This window comes from Streptomyces sp. NPDC003697 (genome assembly GCF_053587115.1).
Genome location: NZ_JBSFNN010000008.1, coordinates 106125 through 121905, shown reverse-complemented (window position 1 = coordinate 121905; position 15781 = coordinate 106125). Strand labels below are relative to the sequence as shown.

The 15781-nt window shown below is 72.7% G+C and carries 12 protein-coding genes; 7 read left to right on the top strand and 5 right to left on the bottom strand.

Features of this window, described 5'->3' with window-relative positions; translation table 11 throughout:
• Positions 1–56: 56 nt before the first annotated feature.
• Positions 57–1517, bottom strand: a complete 1461-nt coding sequence (locus ACWDNY_RS05630; RefSeq protein ID WP_451644410.1) for a sodium:solute symporter — start codon at positions 1515–1517, stop codon at positions 57–59.
• Positions 1518–1713: 196 nt separating this feature from the next.
• Between ACWDNY_RS05630 and ACWDNY_RS05625 the strand changes: the two genes are divergently transcribed.
• Together ACWDNY_RS05625 and ACWDNY_RS05620 are read left to right on the top strand one after the other, a co-directional pair.
• Positions 1714–3201, top strand: a complete 1488-nt coding sequence (locus ACWDNY_RS05625) for a helix-turn-helix domain-containing protein (RefSeq protein WP_451644409.1) — start codon at positions 1714–1716, stop codon at positions 3199–3201.
• Between the two features lie 70 nt (positions 3202–3271).
• Complete coding sequence (locus ACWDNY_RS05620) at positions 3272–4060, top strand: phosphatase (protein WP_451644408.1); 789 nt, start codon at positions 3272–3274, stop codon at positions 4058–4060.
• Between the two features lie 157 nt (positions 4061–4217).
• On the opposite strand, the gene ACWDNY_RS05615 is transcribed toward ACWDNY_RS05620, so the two are convergent.
• From ACWDNY_RS05615 to ACWDNY_RS05600, 4 genes are all read right to left on the bottom strand, one after another.
• The gene (locus tag ACWDNY_RS05615; protein ID WP_451644407.1) at positions 4218–5198 is read right to left on the bottom strand and encodes a cation diffusion facilitator family transporter; all 981 of its coding nucleotides are present in this window, start codon (positions 5196–5198) and stop codon (positions 4218–4220) included.
• Positions 5199–5203: 5 nt separating this feature from the next.
• Positions 5204–6085 carry an acyl-CoA thioesterase gene (locus ACWDNY_RS05610; protein ID WP_451644406.1) on the bottom strand — a complete coding sequence of 294 codons (882 nt, stop codon included), beginning with the start codon at positions 6083–6085 and terminating at the stop codon, positions 5204–5206.
• 35 nt (positions 6086–6120) lie between these two features.
• The gene (locus ACWDNY_RS05605; protein ID WP_451644428.1) at positions 6121–7278 is read right to left on the bottom strand and encodes an acyl-CoA dehydrogenase family protein; all 1158 of its coding nucleotides are present in this window, start codon (positions 7276–7278) and stop codon (positions 6121–6123) included.
• 753 nt (positions 7279–8031) lie between these two features.
• Complete coding sequence (locus tag ACWDNY_RS05600; RefSeq protein WP_451644405.1) at positions 8032–8634, bottom strand: SACE_7040 family transcriptional regulator; 603 nt, start codon at positions 8632–8634, stop codon at positions 8032–8034.
• Between the two features lie 97 nt (positions 8635–8731).
• Here ACWDNY_RS05600 and ACWDNY_RS05595 point away from each other — a divergent pair, with 97 nt between their 5' ends.
• The 5 genes from ACWDNY_RS05595 (at position 8732) to ACWDNY_RS05575 (ending at position 15706) form a co-directional block, all read left to right on the top strand.
• On the top strand, positions 8732–10363 hold the full coding sequence (locus ACWDNY_RS05595) for a carboxyl transferase domain-containing protein (RefSeq protein WP_451644404.1): 1632 nt from the start codon (positions 8732–8734) through the stop codon (positions 10361–10363).
• Positions 10364–10377: 14 nt separating this feature from the next.
• Positions 10378–12390, top strand: coding sequence for an acetyl/propionyl/methylcrotonyl-CoA carboxylase subunit alpha (locus tag ACWDNY_RS05590; protein ID WP_451644403.1), 2013 nt, complete (start codon positions 10378–10380; stop codon positions 12388–12390).
• Positions 12387–13331: a hydroxymethylglutaryl-CoA lyase gene (locus ACWDNY_RS05585; RefSeq protein ID WP_451644402.1), complete on the top strand. Its 945-nt coding sequence runs from the start codon at positions 12387–12389 to the stop codon at positions 13329–13331. The genes ACWDNY_RS05590 and ACWDNY_RS05585 overlap by 4 nt, the downstream gene beginning before the upstream one ends.
• A 5-nt stretch (positions 13332–13336) precedes the next feature.
• The gene (locus tag ACWDNY_RS05580; protein ID WP_451644401.1) at positions 13337–14497 is read left to right on the top strand and encodes an acyl-CoA dehydrogenase family protein; all 1161 of its coding nucleotides are present in this window, start codon (positions 13337–13339) and stop codon (positions 14495–14497) included.
• Between the two features lie 159 nt (positions 14498–14656).
• Positions 14657–15706 (top strand): ABC transporter substrate-binding protein, encoded by a 1050-nt coding sequence (locus tag ACWDNY_RS05575; RefSeq protein WP_451644400.1) that lies wholly within the window; start codon positions 14657–14659, stop codon positions 15704–15706.
• Positions 15707–15781 lie beyond the last annotated feature (75 nt).

Genomic DNA, 15781 nt, shown 5'->3' with positions numbered 1-15781 from the left:
GTGAAATGCCTTCTTTCTTACGCTTGCTCGCGCAATGTGCTGCTTTTCGTACGACTCTACTGGTGGGCCGGGACCGGTTCGGACACCGGTTCGGGGTTGCGCCCGGCGAGGCGCTCGCGCCAGGTCGTGAGGACGGCCTCGTCGGTCGGCTTCGTGGCCAGGGAGACGGCGACGTAGACGACGAGGGACGACAGCAGGCCGTAGTAGACGGGCTCGTTGGCGAGGATGCCGTAGGTCGCCATCAGGCCGATCACGGCGAGCCCGCCGACGATCACGGAGGCGAGGGCGCCCTGGACGGTGCCCCGCCTCCACAGCAGGCCGCCGAGGATCGGGACGAGCAGCCCGCCGACGAGCAGGTTGTAGGCGACGGTCAGCGCCTCGACGACGTTGTTGAGGGCGACCGCGGTGCCGATCACCGCGAGTCCCATGATCAGGATGAACAGGCGGTTCCCCCTGACCTCGTCGTGGTCGCCGGACCGGCCCTTGGCGATGCCCCGCAGCCGCGACCAGATGTCGTTGTTGGCGACGGTCGCACAGGCGATCAGCGCGCCGGAGGACGTCGACATCACCGCGGCCAGGGCGGCGGCCAGCACCAGGCCCCGAACACCGACGGGCAGTTGGTCCTTGACGATGGTCGCGAAGGCGTCGTCGGCGCTGGCGAGGTTCGGGTAGAGCACCTTGGCGGCGGTACCGATCACGGCGCCCGCGAGGGCGTACGCCAGACAGTAGGTTCCGGCCACCGTGCCGCCCCACTTGGCGGTCTTGTCGCTGCGGGCGGTGAAGACGCGCTGCCAGATGTCCTGCCCGATGAGCATGCCGAAGGTGTAGATCAGGACGTAGGTGAAGATCGTCTCGCCGCCGATGCCCAGCGGGTCGAAGTACGAGGTCGGCAGCTTGGCCTTCATCTCGCTGAAGCCGCCCGCCTTGACCACGGCGATGGGCAGGAGCAGGAGCAGCACACCGATCGTCTTGACCACGAACTGCACCATGTCGGTCAGCGTGATGGACCACATGCCGCCGAGGGTGGAGTAGGCGACGACGATCGAGCCGCCCAGGATGATCGCGAGGGTGCGGTTCATGTCGAACAGCACGTCGAAGATCGTGGCGTAGGCGATGGTGGAGGTGACGGCGAGCATGAGGGTGTAGGCCCACATGACGACGCCGGAGATGACACCCGCCCGGCCGCCGTAGCGCAGGTCGAGCATCTCGGAGACGGTGTAGACCTTCAGGCGGGCGATGCGGGCCGAGAAGAAGACCGACAGGGCCAGCAGGCCCAGGCCGATGGTGAACACCATCCAGGCGCCGGACAGGCCGTACTTGTAGCCGAGGCCCACGCCGCCGATGGTGGACGCGCCGCCGAGGACGATCGCCGCCATGGTGCCGGAGTACATCGCGGGCCCCAGGCGGCGCCCGGCCACCAGGAACTCGCTCTTGGACCTGGCGCGGCGCATGCCCCACCAGCCCATGGCCAGCATGCCGGCCAGATAGACGACGATCACTGTGTAGTCGACGGCCATGTGGGGCCCTCCTTCGCATACATCCCGGTGGCGTGTCGTGCAGTTGCGCGGGTGCGGGGACGCCGGCAGCGGCTCGCGGGGACATCCGCCCGTACCCGCGGCTGCCGGTCTGGACCGACACTAGGTGGCCGGAAAGCGACTGCGAAGTGTACGTTTCATCCATTCGAGCGCCGCGGGGATGGAAGGAAGGGACATCATGCCGGACCCGCAGCTGCCACCAGCAGTCCCACCCACCCCACCTGTCCCGCTCTCGGCGCTCCTGGCCCGGGAGGACCTCGCCCTGCGCCAGATCGCCGGCCCCTCGGACCGCGGCACCGTGATCCACTGGGCGCACACCTCCGAAATGGCAGACCCGTACCCGTACCTGCTGGGCGGCGAGCTGCTGCTGACGGCGGGCGTGCACGTGCCCGGTGCGGCGGGGTCGGGCACGTACTTCGACTACTTCGACGACTATGTCTCCCGGATCGTGGCGGCGGGCGGCGCGGCCCTCGGCTTCGGCCTGGCGCCTGTGCACGACACGGTGCCGCCTGCCCTGGTCGCGGCCTGTGACGCCCACGCCCTGCCGCTGCTGGAGGTCCCCCCGCAGACCACCTTCTCCGGCGTGGCCCGAGCGGTCTGGCAGCTGATGGCCCAGGCCCGGCTGGCCGAGCTCCGCCGGGTCACGGAGGCCCAGCAGGGCCTGGCGGTGGCGGCTTCCCGCCCGGACCCGGTCCCCTCGGTGCTGCGTCAACTGGCCCAGCGCGTGACGGGCCGGGCGGTGCTGTACGGGCCGGACGGGACGGAGATCGCGTGCGCGGGGCGGGAGCCGGCGGCCGAGGCGAGCGCGGCGCTGGCGGAACTGGCGGCAGTGGTACGGCCGGCGACCGCCCGTCCCGCCCCCTCCTCCGCCACCGACACCGTCTGCGGAACCCACCTCGCCGCCTACGCCCTCGGCACCGGCCAGGGTTTCGTGCTGGGGGTCGCCTCCCCGCAGCGCGAACCCGCGGACCACACCATCGCGTCCGTGGCCGCCGTCCTGCTCTCCCTGCTCACCGGCGAGCACCGGAGCGGCGCGGGCGCGGCCCGTTCGTCGGCACTCGTGCGCCTGCTGCTGGGTGCCCCGCCCGAGGACGTGGCACCGCTGCTCGGCGCCGGGCGGTGGGTGGTCGTGCACGCGCGGCCGGAACAGCAGGTCCCCGACGCCCTGGCCGCCTCCGCGCTCGGCGCCGCCCTCGGCTCCGCGCTGTTCGACCTCGCGGACGGCGTCGTGCGGGTCCTCCTCCCGGCCGGCCACGAACCGTCCGCGCAACCGGGCTGGTCCCTCGGCGTCAGCGCCGCCGTCGCCCCGCGGGACTGGCCGGCCGCCGACACCCAGGCGGCCCGCGCCCTGGCCCGCGCCCGTGCCACCCGCACCTCCGTGGTCCGCCACGGCGCCCGCCCGGGCCTCGCCGAGCTGGTCCCGCACGACGAGGCCGACGCGCACGCCCGGGCGCTCCTCACCCCGATCACCGCCAGGCCCGCGCTCACCGAGACCCTGCGCACCTGGCTGTCGCTGCACGGAAGCTGGGACCGCACCGCCGTCGCCCTGTCCGTCCACCGCAACACCGTCCGCCAGCGCATCGCCCGCTGCGCGACCCTCCTCGACACCGACCTGGACGACCCGGACGTCCGCATGGAGCTGTGGTTCGCCCTGAGCCGGATCTGAGGGCGTGACCCGCGTCCCAGCGGGCGGGACGCGGGGACCGGACACCGGCCGCTGCCCCACAATGGGACCCATGCCGATACCCGGGACACCCAGCCGCTCCGAGCTCGTCGACCACCTCGTCAGGACCCGTATCGCGGGCAATGTCGCCACCCCTCGCGAGAACAACCTCTCCCACTACCGGAAGCTGGCGAACGGCGACCGCAACTACTGGCTCGGCCTGGAACTCGGCGACCGCTGGACCGACGAGCAGGACGTGCTCGCGGTGATGGCGGAGCGGGTCGGCGTCAACGACGACCCGGAGTACCGGCACGGCCGGGACAGCATCGACGCGGAGCTGACCGTCGACGCCCTGGAGCGCCTGGCGGGCCGGCTGCGCAAGGCGGCGGACGGGCAGCAGCGGGTGCTGTTCGCCACCGGTCACCCCGGCGGCCTGCTCGACCTGCACCGCGCCACGGCCGCCGCGCTGCGGGCCGCCGGCTGCGAGGTCGTCGCCATCCCGGACGGGCTGCAGACGGACGAGGGCTATGTCATGCAGTTCGCCGACGTCGCGGTGCTGGAGCACGGCGCCACTCTGTGGCACACCCATTCCGGCGAGCCGATGCGCGCCATCCTCACGGGCCTGGAGCGCGAGCGCCGCCCGCTGCCCGACCTGGTCGTCGCCGACCACGGCTGGGCAGGGTACGCGGGGCAGCACGGCGTCGACTCGGTCGGCTACGCGGACTGCAACGACCCCGCCCTGTTCCTCGCCGAGGCGGAGGGCACCGTCCAGGTGACGGTTCCCCTCGACGACCACGTGATCAGCCCGCGGTACTACGACCCGATGGCGGCGTACCTGCTGCAGCAGGCGGGTCTGACCTGATCGAGCCGGAGATCGCGCCCAGGTCGAGCGACCGGCGGGGTGATCACCCCAGCAGGTCCACGACCGGGGCGGTGACGCGCTCGGGGAAGACCGGGGCCGGCGGGCCCACGCTGCACGCCAGGTCGTCGGCGTGGACGACGAGTTCCATGAGCCGTTCTCACGAACCGGGGTCCAGGCCCTCGGAGCGCCGCTGCGCAGTCCTTGGCGTCGGGTCCAGATACACCCGGCGCACCGCCGGGAACGCCTCGTGCAGTCGCTGCTCGGCCCGCTCGCAGGCCCACTCGACCTGGGCGGCGGTCGACAGGTCACGGAAGTCGACCTTGGCCGCCACCAGGGCCTCCCCCGGGGCCTGCACCAGCGTCGTCAGCTCCAGTACCGCCTCGATGTGCTCCACCTGCAGGAGTTCGGCCCGGATCCGCTCCCGCACCGGCCGGGGCAGCGGCCGCCCGATGAGAAGCTCCACGTTCGACCGGCCGAGCACCCAGGCGACGTACAGCAGCAGCACGCCGATGGACAGGGAGGCGATGCCGTCCCAGACCCCGGATGCCGTGAGCTGCCCGCCCAGCAGGCCGCCCGCCGCCAGCACCAGGCCGATCAGCGCAGCCGAGTCCTCCAGGACGACCGCCTTCACCGCGGTGTCGGGCGTGTGCCGGAGGTAGAGCCGGAAGGGCATCCCGCGGCGGTCCGCGTCACCGCGCGCCTGGCGCACCCCGGTCCGCAGCGAGAAGCCCTCCAGCAGGAAGGCGAACGCGAGGACGATGTACGACAACCGTGGGTCACCGAGCGTCTCGCCCCTGGTCAGGGTGTGGATGCCGTCGTAGAGGGAGAAGACCGCGCCGCCGACGAAGGTGGCGACCGCGGCGAGCAGCGCCCAGACGTAGCGTTCGGGGCCGTATCCGAGGGGATGGTCCTCGTCGGGGGGTTTCCGGCTGCGCTTGAGCGCCGTCAGCAGCAACACCTCGGTGACCGTGTCGGCGACGGAGTGCGCGGCCTCGGAGAGCATGGCACTGGAGCCGCTGATCAGGCCGGCCGCCACCTTCGCCATCGCGATGCCGAGGTTGGCGAGGGCGGCGACGACGACCGTGAGGGTGCTTCCGACGCCGGGGTCCCGCCGGTCCGGGTGCAGAACTTTCGCCATGCCCCTCAGAGTGCCCGCGGAACCCGTACCACGCCCTCCTGGATGACCGAGATGGCCAGCCGGCCGTCCTGCGTGTAGATGCGGGCCTGGCCGAGACCGCGTCCGCCGGAGGCCGACGGGGACTCCTGGTCGTACAGCAGCCACTCGTCGGCGCGGAACGGCCGGTGGAACCACATCGCGTGGTCCAGCGAGGCCCCGACCACGTCGCCGACGGCCCAGCCGCCGCGGCCGTGCGCGAGCAGCACGGAGTCGAGCAGCGTCATGTCGGAGACGTAGGTGGCCAGCACGACGTGCAGGAGCGGTGCGTCGATGGCGCCCTCGAGCTTGCCGTTGGTGCGGAACCACACCTGGGAGTGCGGCTCGCGCGGCTCGCCGAACCGCCCGAACGGCGGGTCGCCGACGTAGCGCAGGTCCACCGCCTCCCTGGCCTCCACGAACTTCTCGACGATCTCCGGGTCGAGGTGGCCGTAGCCGCGCAGCCGCTCCTGGGAGGTGGGCAGCGTCGCCGGGTCCGGGGCGGACGGCATCGGCGCCTGGTGGTCCAGGCCCTCCTCGTACGTCTGGAAGGACGCCGAGAGGTGGAAGATCGGCTGCCCGTGCTGCACCGCGACCACCCGGCGGGTGGTGAAGGAGCGGCCGTCACGGATGCGGTCCACCGTGTAGACGATGGGCGCGCCGGGGTCGCCGGGACGCAGGAAGTACGCGTGCAGCGAGTGCGCGTGCCGGTCCCCGGGAACCGTCCGGCCGGCGGCGACCAGCGCCTGCGCCGCCACCTGCCCGCCGAAGACCCGGGGGACGACGGCGGAACGGGACCGGCCGCGGAAGATGTCCTGCTCGATCCGCTCGAGGTCGAGCAGATCGAGCAGCGACCGAAGTGCCTGACTCATACGTCAGTCGAATCCTGCGCTCTTTCCGCGGACCCTCACAGGCCCATGTTCTTGGCGATGATCGTCTTCATGATCTCGCTGGTGCCGCCGTAGATGCGGTTGACGCGGTTGTCGGCGTACAGGCGGGCGATCGGGTACTCGTTCATGTAGCCGTAGCCGCCGTGCAGCTGGAGGCAGCGGTCGATGACGCGGTGGGCGACCTCGGTGCAGAACAGCTTGGCGGAGGCGGCCTCGGCGGGGGTCAGCTCACCGGCGTCCAGGGCCTCCGTCGCGCGGTCGGCGACGGCCTCGGCGGCGTCCACCTCGGCCTGGCAGGCGGCCAGCTCGAACTTGGTGTTCTGGAAGGCGGCGACCGGCTTGCCGAAGACGGTGCGCTCCTGCACGTACTGCTTGGCGAACCGGACGGCGGCCTTGGCCTGCGCGTAGGCGCCGAAGGCGATGCCCCAGCGCTCGGAGGCCAGGTTGTGGCCGAGGTAGGAGAAGCCCTTGTTCTCCTCGCCGAGCAGGTCCTCGACCGGGACCTTCACGTCGACGAAGGCCAGCTCGGCGGTGTCGGAGGTCTTCAGGCCGAGCTTGTCGAGCTTGCGGCCGACCGAGTAGCCCTCGGACTTGGTGTCGACGGCGAACAGGGATATGCCGAAGCGGCGGTCCTCGGCGGTGGGCGCGGAGGTGCGGGCGCAGACGATGACCTTGTCGGCGTGCACGCCGCCGGTGATGAAGGTCTTGGCGCCGTTCAGGACGTAGTGCGTGCCGTCCTCGGAGAGCTTGGCGGTGGTCTTCATGCCCGCGAGGTCGGAGCCGGTGCCCGGCTCGGTCATCGCGATGGCCCACATCTCCTCGGCGGAGACGAACTTCGGCAGGAAGCGCTTCTTCTGCTCGTCGGTGGCCAGCATCTTGATGTACGGCAGGGCGAGCAGGACGTGCACGCCGGAGCCGCCGAAGTTCACGCCGGCGCGGGCGGTCTCCTCGTACTGGACGGCCTCGAACTTGTGGGTCTCCAGGCCGGCGCCGCCGTACTCCTCGGGCACGTTGATGCCGAAGAGGCCCAGCTCGGCGAGCTTGTAGTAGAACTCGCGGGGAGCCTGCCCGGCGGCGAACCATTCGTCGTACACGGGGACGACCTCGGCCTCGATGAAGGCCCGCAGGGTCTCCCGGAACGCCTCGTGATCCTCGTTGAACACCGTACGGCGCACGCCGCCACCGCCCTTCCACGCGCCTCGACCGGCGCCGCTCTCGCGTACCTGGTTGCTCGCCGTACGGGTCGCCGCCGTGGGGGGCGACCTCGTGGCTAAGCGCTTGCTCACACCAACGTACCGGCGAGTAGGCGAGAGCGTAAAGAGGGGGCCGCGTAACGCTCGTCACGCGCCTCCCGCCCCTCCCGGCGGGCCCCGCCGTGGGCCTCCCCGCGCGCCTCCCGGTCCGGACGCGGCACGGCCGGGACACCCCCAGGGGCTCCCCGACCGACCCGCCGGGACGGCCGCCCTCGGCTCTCCGGCCAGGCCCGCCGGGACGAGCTCCTCCGGCTCCCCCACCGGCTCTCCGGGACGAGCCCCTCGGGCCCCCCGGCCGGCTCGGCGGGGCGAACACCCGCGGCCCTCCGTCGACTCAGCGGGACGAACACCTCCGCCCCCCCGTCCGCCCAGCGGGGCGAACACCTCCGGTCCCGCCGCCGGCTCACCCGGACGGGCGTCCCGCGGCCCCCGGACGGGTCACCCGCCGGGTGCGGCGGTCCGCCCGCGTGCAGGCTCGAACGGACCCCGCTCGCCGGACCCCACGCAGCCGGCGGGCGGCGTCCGGCACCCGGGGCACCCCACGTCCGCGGGGACAGCGTCCGAGGAGGGGCCCCACACATGTCGTCCGCCCCAGCGACCCGGCGGCGCGGCACGGCCGCCGGGCGCGTGAGAGTCCCGGCCGCCGGGGGCCGCGCCGCGGGCGGTGCGGGCCCGTCAGCCGCCGGCGCCGCTCGCCGAGGCGAACGCCCCGCGCGCCATGCGGTGCAGCAGCTCCGCCGTCGCCGCCCGGCCCGGCAGCGAGCCCGGCCGGGCCAGGTGCGGTGTGGAGTTGAGCAGGCCGAAGACCGAGTGGACCGCCGAGCGGGCGGTGGGCTCGGCCAGGTCCGGGTAGACCTCGCGCAGCACCGCCACCCACAGCTCGACGTACTGCCGCTGGAGCTGCCGCACCATCTTGCGGTCGCTGTCCCGCAGGCGGTCGAGCTCGCGGTCGTGCAGGGTGATCAGCGGACGGTCGTCGAGCGCGAAGTCGATGTGCCCCTCGATGAGCGAGTCGAGCACCTCCTCCGGGGCCACGCCGTCGGCCTCCTGCAGGCGCCGCTTCGCCCCGGTGAGGAGCCGGCCGCTGATGCCCACCAGCAGCTCCGCCAGCATCGCGTCCTTGCCCGGGAAGTGCCGGTACAGACCGGGGCCGCTGATGCCGACCGCGGCCCCTATCTCGTCGACCCCGACGCCGTGGAAGCCGCGTTCGGCGAAGAGCCGGGCGGCCTCCTTGAGGATCTGCTCGCGGCGGGTGGGTGCGTCGGTTCGCGTGGCCATGAAATCGATTCTAGACAGCGAGGTTAGCGCTCGTTAACCTGAAGGGAAATTGCGTTAACGCTCATTAACAGTCACCACTGGGTGAGGGGACCGCACGATGCACGAGGCACCGGAGCTGACGAGCGCGGCAGATCCCGCGTCGGAGGCCTGGCAAGCCAACGAGGAGGCGCACCGCGCGCTCGTCGAGGAGCTGCGCGGCAAGCTGGCCGCCGCCCGGCTCGGCGGCGGCGAGAGGGCGCGCGCCCGTCACACGGCGCGCGGCAAGCTGCTGCCCCGCGACCGCGTGGACACGCTCCTCGACCCCGGCTCGCCCTTCCTGGAACTGGCGCCGCTGGCGGCCGACGGGATGTACGACGGGCAGGCGCCGGCCGCCGGGGTGATCGCCGGGATCGGCCGCGTCGGCGGACGTGAGTGCGTGATCGTCGCCAACGACGCCACCGTCAAGGGCGGCACGTACTACCCGATGACCGTGAAGAAGCACCTGCGGGCGCAGGAGGTGGCGCTGGAGAACCACCTGCCCTGCCTCTACCTCGTGGACTCCGGCGGCGCCTTCCTGCCCATGCAGGACGAGGTCTTCCCCGACCGCGACCACTTCGGCCGGATCTTCTACAACCAGGCGCGGATGTCCGGCGCGGGCATCCCGCAGATCGCCGCCGTGCTCGGCTCGTGCACGGCGGGCGGCGCCTACGTCCCGGCCATGAGCGACGAGGCCGTGATCGTCCGCAACCAGGGCACGATCTTCCTGGGCGGTCCACCGCTGGTGAAGGCGGCCACCGGTGAGGTCGTCACCGCCGAGGAGCTGGGCGGCGGCGAGGTGCACTCGCGCGTGTCGGGCGTCACCGACCACCTCGCGGAGAACGACGCGCACGCCCTGCGCATCGTGCGGAACATCGTCTCCACGCTGCCCGCGCGGCGGTCGCTGCCCTGGGAGGTCACCGAGGCGGTCGAGCCGAAGGTCGACCCCCACGGGCTCTACGGCGCCGTGCCGGTCGACTCCCGCACGCCCTACGACGTCCGCGAGATCATCGCGCGGGTGGTGGACGGCTCCCGCTTCGCCGAGTTCAAGGCCGAGTTCGGGCAGACCCTGGTCACCGGCTTCGCCCGGATCCACGGCCACCCGGTGGGCATCGTCGCCAACAACGGCATCCTGTTCTCCGAGTCCGCCCAGAAGGGCGCCCACTTCATCGAGCTGTGCGACCAGCGCGGCATCCCGCTGGTGTTCCTGCAGAACATCTCCGGCTTCATGGTCGGCCGGGACTACGAGGCCGGCGGCATCGCCAAGCACGGCGCCAAGATGGTCACGGCGGTCGCCTGCACGCGGGTGCCGAAGCTGACGGTCGTCGTCGGCGGCTCGTACGGCGCGGGCAACTACTCGATGTGCGGCCGCGCCTACTCGCCCCGCTTCCTGTGGATGTGGCCGGGCGCCAAGATCTCCGTCATGGGCGGCGAGCAGGCCGCCTCGGTCCTCGCGACCGTCAAGCGGGACCAGCTGGAGGCCCGGGGCGAGGACTGGCCGGCCGAGGAGGAGGACGCCTTCAAGGCTCCGATCCGCGCCCAGTACGAGCACCAGGGCAACGCCTACTACGCCACCGCCCGCCTGTGGGACGACGGCGTGATCGACCCGCTGGAGACCCGACAGGTGCTGGGCCTGGCCCTGACGGCGTGCGCCAACGCGCCACTGCCGCAGAGGGACCGCTCAGTGCCGCAGTTCGGCGTCTTCCGGATGTGAGGGGGGACCAACAGATGTTCGAGACAGTCCTGGTGGCCAACCGCGGCGAGATCGCCGTCCGCGTCATCCGCACCCTGCGCGCGCTGGGTGTACGCTCCGTGGCCGTCTTCTCCGACGCCGACGCCGACGCGCGGCACGTGCGGGAGGCCGACACGGCGGTACGGATCGGACCCGCGCCGGCGGCCGAGAGCTATCTGTCGGTGGAGCGGCTGCTGGAGGCCGCCGTCCGCACCGGAGCGCAGGCCGTCCACCCGGGATACGGCTTCCTCGCGGAGAACGCGGAGTTCGCCCGGGCGTGCGAGAGGGCGGGCCTGGTCTTCATCGGCCCTCCGGCGGACGCCATCGCCCTGATGGGCGACAAGATCCGCGCCAAGGAGACCGTGCGGGCGGCCGGGGTCCCGGTGGTCCCCGGATCCACCGGCTCGGGCCTGACCGACGACCGGCTCGCCGAGGCCGCCCACGCCATCGGCATGCCGGTGCTGCTGAAGCCCTCGGCGGGCGGCGGCGGCAAGGGGATGCGCCTGGTGCGCGACGCGGACCGGCTGGCCGACGAGATCGCCGCGGCCCGCCGCGAGGCCCGCGCGTCCTTCGGCGACGACACGCTGCTCGTCGAGCGCTGGGTCGACACGCCCCGGCACATCGAGATCCAGGTGCTGGCCGACGGCCACGGCAACGTGGTCCACCTCGGTGAGCGGGAGTGCTCCCTCCAGCGCCGCCACCAGAAGATCGTCGAGGAGGCGCCCAGCGTCCTCCTCGACGAGGCGACCCGCGCCGCGATGGGCGAGGCGGCCGTCCAGGCGGCCCGCTCCTGCGGCTACCGGGGCGCCGGCACGGTGGAGTTCATCGTGCCCGGCGGGGACCCGTCGTCCTACTACTTCATGGAGATGAACACCCGCCTCCAGGTCGAGCACCCGGTCACGGAGCTGGTCACCGGCCTGGACCTGGTGGAGTGGCAGCTGCGGGTGGCGGCCGGCGAGCCGCTGGCGTTCGGGCAGGACGACGTCCGGCTCACCGGCCACGCGGTGGAGGCCCGGATCTGCGCCGAGGACCCCGCGCGCGGGTTCCTGCCGTCGGGCGGCACGGTGCTGAGGCTGCGCGAGCCGCAGGGGGCGGGCCTGCGCACCGATTCCGGGCTCAGCGAGGGCACCGAGGTCGGCAGCCTCTACGACCCGATGCTGTCCAAGGTGATCGCGTACGGGCCGGACCGGGCCACCGCCCTGCGCAGGCTCCGCGCGGCCCTGGCCGAGACGGTCACGCTGGGTGTGCAGACCAACGCCGGGTTCCTGCGGAGGCTGCTGGCCCACCCGGCGGTCGTGGCGGGCGAGCTGGACACGGGCCTGGTCGAGCGGGTGGTCGACGCCCTGGTCCCCGCGGACGTCCCCGAAGAGGTCTACGAGGCGGCCGCCGCCGTGCGGCTCGACGCCCTGCGCCCGAAGGGCGGAGGCTGGACGGACCCGTTCTCCGTGCCCAGCGGCTGGCGCCTGGGCGGCGAGGGGCGGCCGGTGGCCTTCCCGCTGCGGGTGACCGACCCCGTGCAGCACACCCCGCGCGGCACGCACACCGTCACCGACGACACCGTGTCCGTCACCCTCGACGGGGTGCGGCACACCTTCCACCGGGCCGGCGACTGGCTCGGCCGCGACGGCGACGCCTGGCACGTGCGCGACCACGACCCGGTCGCCGCGTCCCTCGTCCGCGCGGCCCACTCCGGCGCGGACTCCCTCACCGCGCCGATGCCCGGCACGGTCACGGTGGTGAAGGTCGCCGTCGGCGACGAGGTGACCGCCGGGCAGAGCCTGCTGGTGGTGGAGGCGATGAAGATGGAGCACGTCATCTCCGCTCCGCACGCCGGGACCGTCACCGCGCTGGACGTCACGCCGGGCACCGCCGTGGCCATGGACCAGGTGCTGGCCGTGATCGCCCCGCACGACGACGGGGACGGCCGGAACACCGCGGACGCCGAGGCCATGAAGGACGCCGCGGACATCAAGGACGCCGCGGACGCCGAAGGGACGGTGCCGGCATGACGGCCACCGACGGCCTGCCCATGGTCGTACCGGACCCGGGCCTGCCCGCGCGGGTCAGGATCCACGAGGTGGGACCGCGCGACGGCCTGCAGAACGAGCAGGGCATCGTGCCGACGGAGGTGAAGGCGGAGTTCATCCGCCGTCTGGCCGGCGCGGGCCTGACGACCGTCGAGGCCACCAGCTTCGTCCACCCCAGGTGGGTGCCCCAGCTGGCCGACGCCGAGCAGCTGTTCCCGATGGTGAGCGACGTGCCGGCCGCGCTGCCGGTCCTCGTCCCGAACGAGCGGGGCCTGAGCCGTGCCCTGGCGCTGGGCGCCCGGCGCGTCGCGGTGTTCGCCAGCGCCACCGAGTCCTTCGCCAAGGCCAACCTCAACCGCACGGTGGACGAGGCGCTGGCCATGTTCGAGCCCGTGGTCGCCCGTGCCAAGGCCGAGCAGGTGCACGTCCGCGGCTATCTGTCCATGTGCTTCGGCGACCCGTGGGAGGGGGCCGTCCCCGTCGAGCAGGTCGTGCGGGTCTGCGCGGCCCTGCTGGACATGGGCTGCGACGAGCTCAGCCTCGGCGACACGATCGGCGTCGCCACGCCGGGCCACGTCGCCGCTCTGCTGACCGCGCTGAACGAGCGGGGGGTGCCCACGCCCGCGCTCGGCGTGCACTTCCACGACACATACGGCCAGGCCCTGGCCAACACCCTGGCCGCGCTCCGGCACGGCGTCACCACCGTCGACGCCTCCGCGGGCGGCCTCGGCGGCTGCCCGTACGCCAAGTCCGCCACCGGCAACCTCGCCACCGAGGACCTCGTGTGGATGCTGCGGGGCCTCGGCATCGACACCGGCGTCGACCTCGGCCGCCTCGTCGCCACGAGCGCGTGGATGGCCGGACGGCTGGGCCGGCCCAGCCCCTCCCGCACCGTACGAGCCCTCTCCCACAAGGAGCAGTGACCGCCATGGACCCCCGTCTCAGCCCCGAACTGGAGGAACTCCGCCGCACGGTGGAGGAGTTCGCCCACGACGTCGTCGCCCCGAAGATCGGCGACTTCTACGAGCGGCACGAGTTCCCGTACGAGATCGTCCGCGAGATGGGCCGCATGGGCCTGTTCGGGCTGCCCTTCCCCGAGGAGTACGGCGGCATGGGCGGCGACTACCTGGCCCTCGGCATCGCGCTGGAGGAACTGGCCCGCGTCGACTCCTCCGTCGCCATCACCCTGGAGGCGGGCGTCTCGCTGGGAGCCATGCCGATCCACCTGTTCGGCACCGAGGAGCAGAAGCGCACCTGGCTCCCGCGGCTGTGCGCGGGCGAGATCCTCGGCGCCTTCGGCCTGACGGAGCCCGACGGCGGCTCGGACGCGGGCGCCACGCGGACGACGGCCCGGCTGGACGCGGACACCGGCGAGTGGGTCATCAACGGCAGCAAGTGCTTCATCACCAACTCGGGCACCGACATCACCGGGCTGGTGACGGTCACGGCGGTGACGGGGCGCAAGCCCGACGGCAGGCCGCTGATCTCGGCGATCATCGTCCCCTCCGGCACGCCCGGGTTCACCGTGGCGCCCCCCTACTCGAAGGTCGGCTGGAACGCCTCCGACACGCGGGAGCTGTCCTTCACCGACGTCCGCGTGCCGGCGGCGAACCTGCTGGGCGAGGAGGGCCGCGGTTACGCGCAGTTCCTGCGCATCCTCGACGAGGGCCGCATCGCGATCGCCGCGCTGGCGACCGGCCTGGCCCAGGGCTGCGTGGACGAGTCGCTGAAGTACGCGAAGGAACGTCACGCCTTCGGCCGCCCGATCGGCGCCAACCAGGCGATCCAGTTCAAGATCGCGGACATGGAGATGAAGGCCTACACCGCCCGTCTCGCCTGGCGCGACGCGGCCTACCGCCTGGTGAGCGGCGAGCGCTTCAAGAAGGAGGCGGCCCTGGCGAAGCTGTACTCCTCCACCGTCGCCGTCGACAACGCCCGCGACGCCACGCAGATCCACGGCGGCTACGGCTTCATGAACGAGTATCCGGTGGCCCGCATGTGGCGCGACTCCAAGATCTTGGAGATCGGCGAGGGCACGAGCGAGGTGCAGCGGATGCTGATCGCCCGGGAGCTGGGGCTCGCCGGCTGAGCCGGGGCGGCCGGGCCGGCGCGGCCGCCGTACGGGAGGGCGGCCCCGCGCCCGGATCGGACGCGCGGCCCGCCCCCCTGGACAGGAACTGAGGTTAGGCTAACCTACCTTCGAACCTGTCCGGCGGGCGCTCCGCCCCGTTCGAAAGCAGTCATGCCCATGCCCAACGCCCGTGCCCTCCCTGTCTCCCGTCGCGGCGTCCTCGCCGCGGGCGGCGTCCTCGGCCTCGGCGCCGCGCTCGCGGCCTGCGGCGACGGCAGCGCGAAAAGCGGCGGTTCGGGCAAGGGGGCCGGGGCCGGCACGTCCGGCTCCTGGACGTTCAAGGACGACCGCGGACAGACCGTCAAGGCCGATCGGACACCGTCGAGCATCGTCGCGTTCGTGGGTGTCGCCGCCGCGCTCCACGACTACGGCGTCCAGGTCAAGGGCGTCTTCGGCCCGACGACGACCAAGGACGGCAGGGCCGACGTGCAGGCCGGCGACATGGACGTCAGCAAGGTGACGGTGCTCGGCAACACCTGGGGCCAGTTCAGCATCGAGAAGTACGCCGCCCTGGCCCCCGACGCCCTCATCTCCACCATGTTCGACGACGCGGGCACCCTCTGGTACGTACCGGAGGAGTCGAAGAAGAAGATCCTCGCCGTCGGCGCCCCGAGTGTCGGCATCTCCGTCTACGACCGCCCGCTGCCCGAGCCCCTGCAGCGCGTGCTCGCCCTCGCCGGGTCGCTCGGCGCCGATGTGAAGGCCGACAAGGTCACGCGGGCCAGGAAGCGCTTCGAGGACGCCGCCGCCCGGCTGCGCGCCGCGGCCAGGGCGAAGCCGGACATCAGGGTGCTGGTCGGCTCCGCGAGCCAGGCCCTGTTCTACGTCTCGGGCTCCGACCTCTCCGTCGACCTGGAGTACTTCAGGTCCCTCGGCGTCCGCCTGGTCGAGCCCCCGGAGAGCGCCAAGGCCAAGGGCGGCGGCTGGTACGAGTCGCTGAGCTGGGAGAACGTCGACAAGTACCCGGCGGACATCATCATGATGGACAACCGCACCTCGGCGGTCCAGCCGGCCGACATCACCGAGGCGACCTGGAGGAAGCTTCCCGCCGTCAAGGCCGGCCAGGTCATCGCACGCAACCCCGAGCCGATCCTCTCCTACGACAAGTGCGCCCCGCTGCTCGACGACCTCGCCCAGGCCATCGAGAACGCCAGGAAGGTCGGCTGACCCACCCGGCAGGGACGCCCGTCCGGCAGGCCCCGCCCCCGCCGGAGGACCTGCCGGCCCGACCGCCCCCTGACC

Excerpts from the sequence above, each read along its gene's own strand:
- ACWDNY_RS05585 (WP_451644402.1), top strand. The coding sequence starts at position 12,387 with ATGACGGCCACCGACGGCCTGCCCATGGTCGTACCGGACCCGGGCCTG.
- ACWDNY_RS05590 (WP_451644403.1), top strand. The coding sequence starts at position 10,378 with ATGTTCGAGACAGTCCTGGTGGCCAACCGCGGCGAGATCGCCGTCCGC.
- ACWDNY_RS05630 (WP_451644410.1), bottom strand. The coding sequence starts at position 1,517 with ATGGCCGTCGACTACACAGTGATCGTCGTCTATCTGGCCGGCATGCTG.
- ACWDNY_RS05580 (WP_451644401.1), top strand. The coding sequence starts at position 13,337 with ATGGACCCCCGTCTCAGCCCCGAACTGGAGGAACTCCGCCGCACGGTG.
- ACWDNY_RS05620 (WP_451644408.1), top strand. The coding sequence starts at position 3,272 with ATGCCGATACCCGGGACACCCAGCCGCTCCGAGCTCGTCGACCACCTC.
- ACWDNY_RS05600 (WP_451644405.1), bottom strand. The coding sequence starts at position 8,634 with ATGGCCACGCGAACCGACGCACCCACCCGCCGCGAGCAGATCCTCAAG.
- ACWDNY_RS05615 (WP_451644407.1), bottom strand. The coding sequence starts at position 5,198 with ATGGCGAAAGTTCTGCACCCGGACCGGCGGGACCCCGGCGTCGGAAGC.
- ACWDNY_RS05610 (WP_451644406.1), bottom strand. The coding sequence starts at position 6,085 with ATGAGTCAGGCACTTCGGTCGCTGCTCGATCTGCTCGACCTCGAGCGG.
- ACWDNY_RS05625 (WP_451644409.1), top strand. The coding sequence starts at position 1,714 with ATGCCGGACCCGCAGCTGCCACCAGCAGTCCCACCCACCCCACCTGTC.
- ACWDNY_RS05575 (WP_451644400.1), top strand. The coding sequence starts at position 14,657 with ATGCCCAACGCCCGTGCCCTCCCTGTCTCCCGTCGCGGCGTCCTCGCC.
- ACWDNY_RS05595 (WP_451644404.1), top strand. The coding sequence starts at position 8,732 with ATGCACGAGGCACCGGAGCTGACGAGCGCGGCAGATCCCGCGTCGGAG.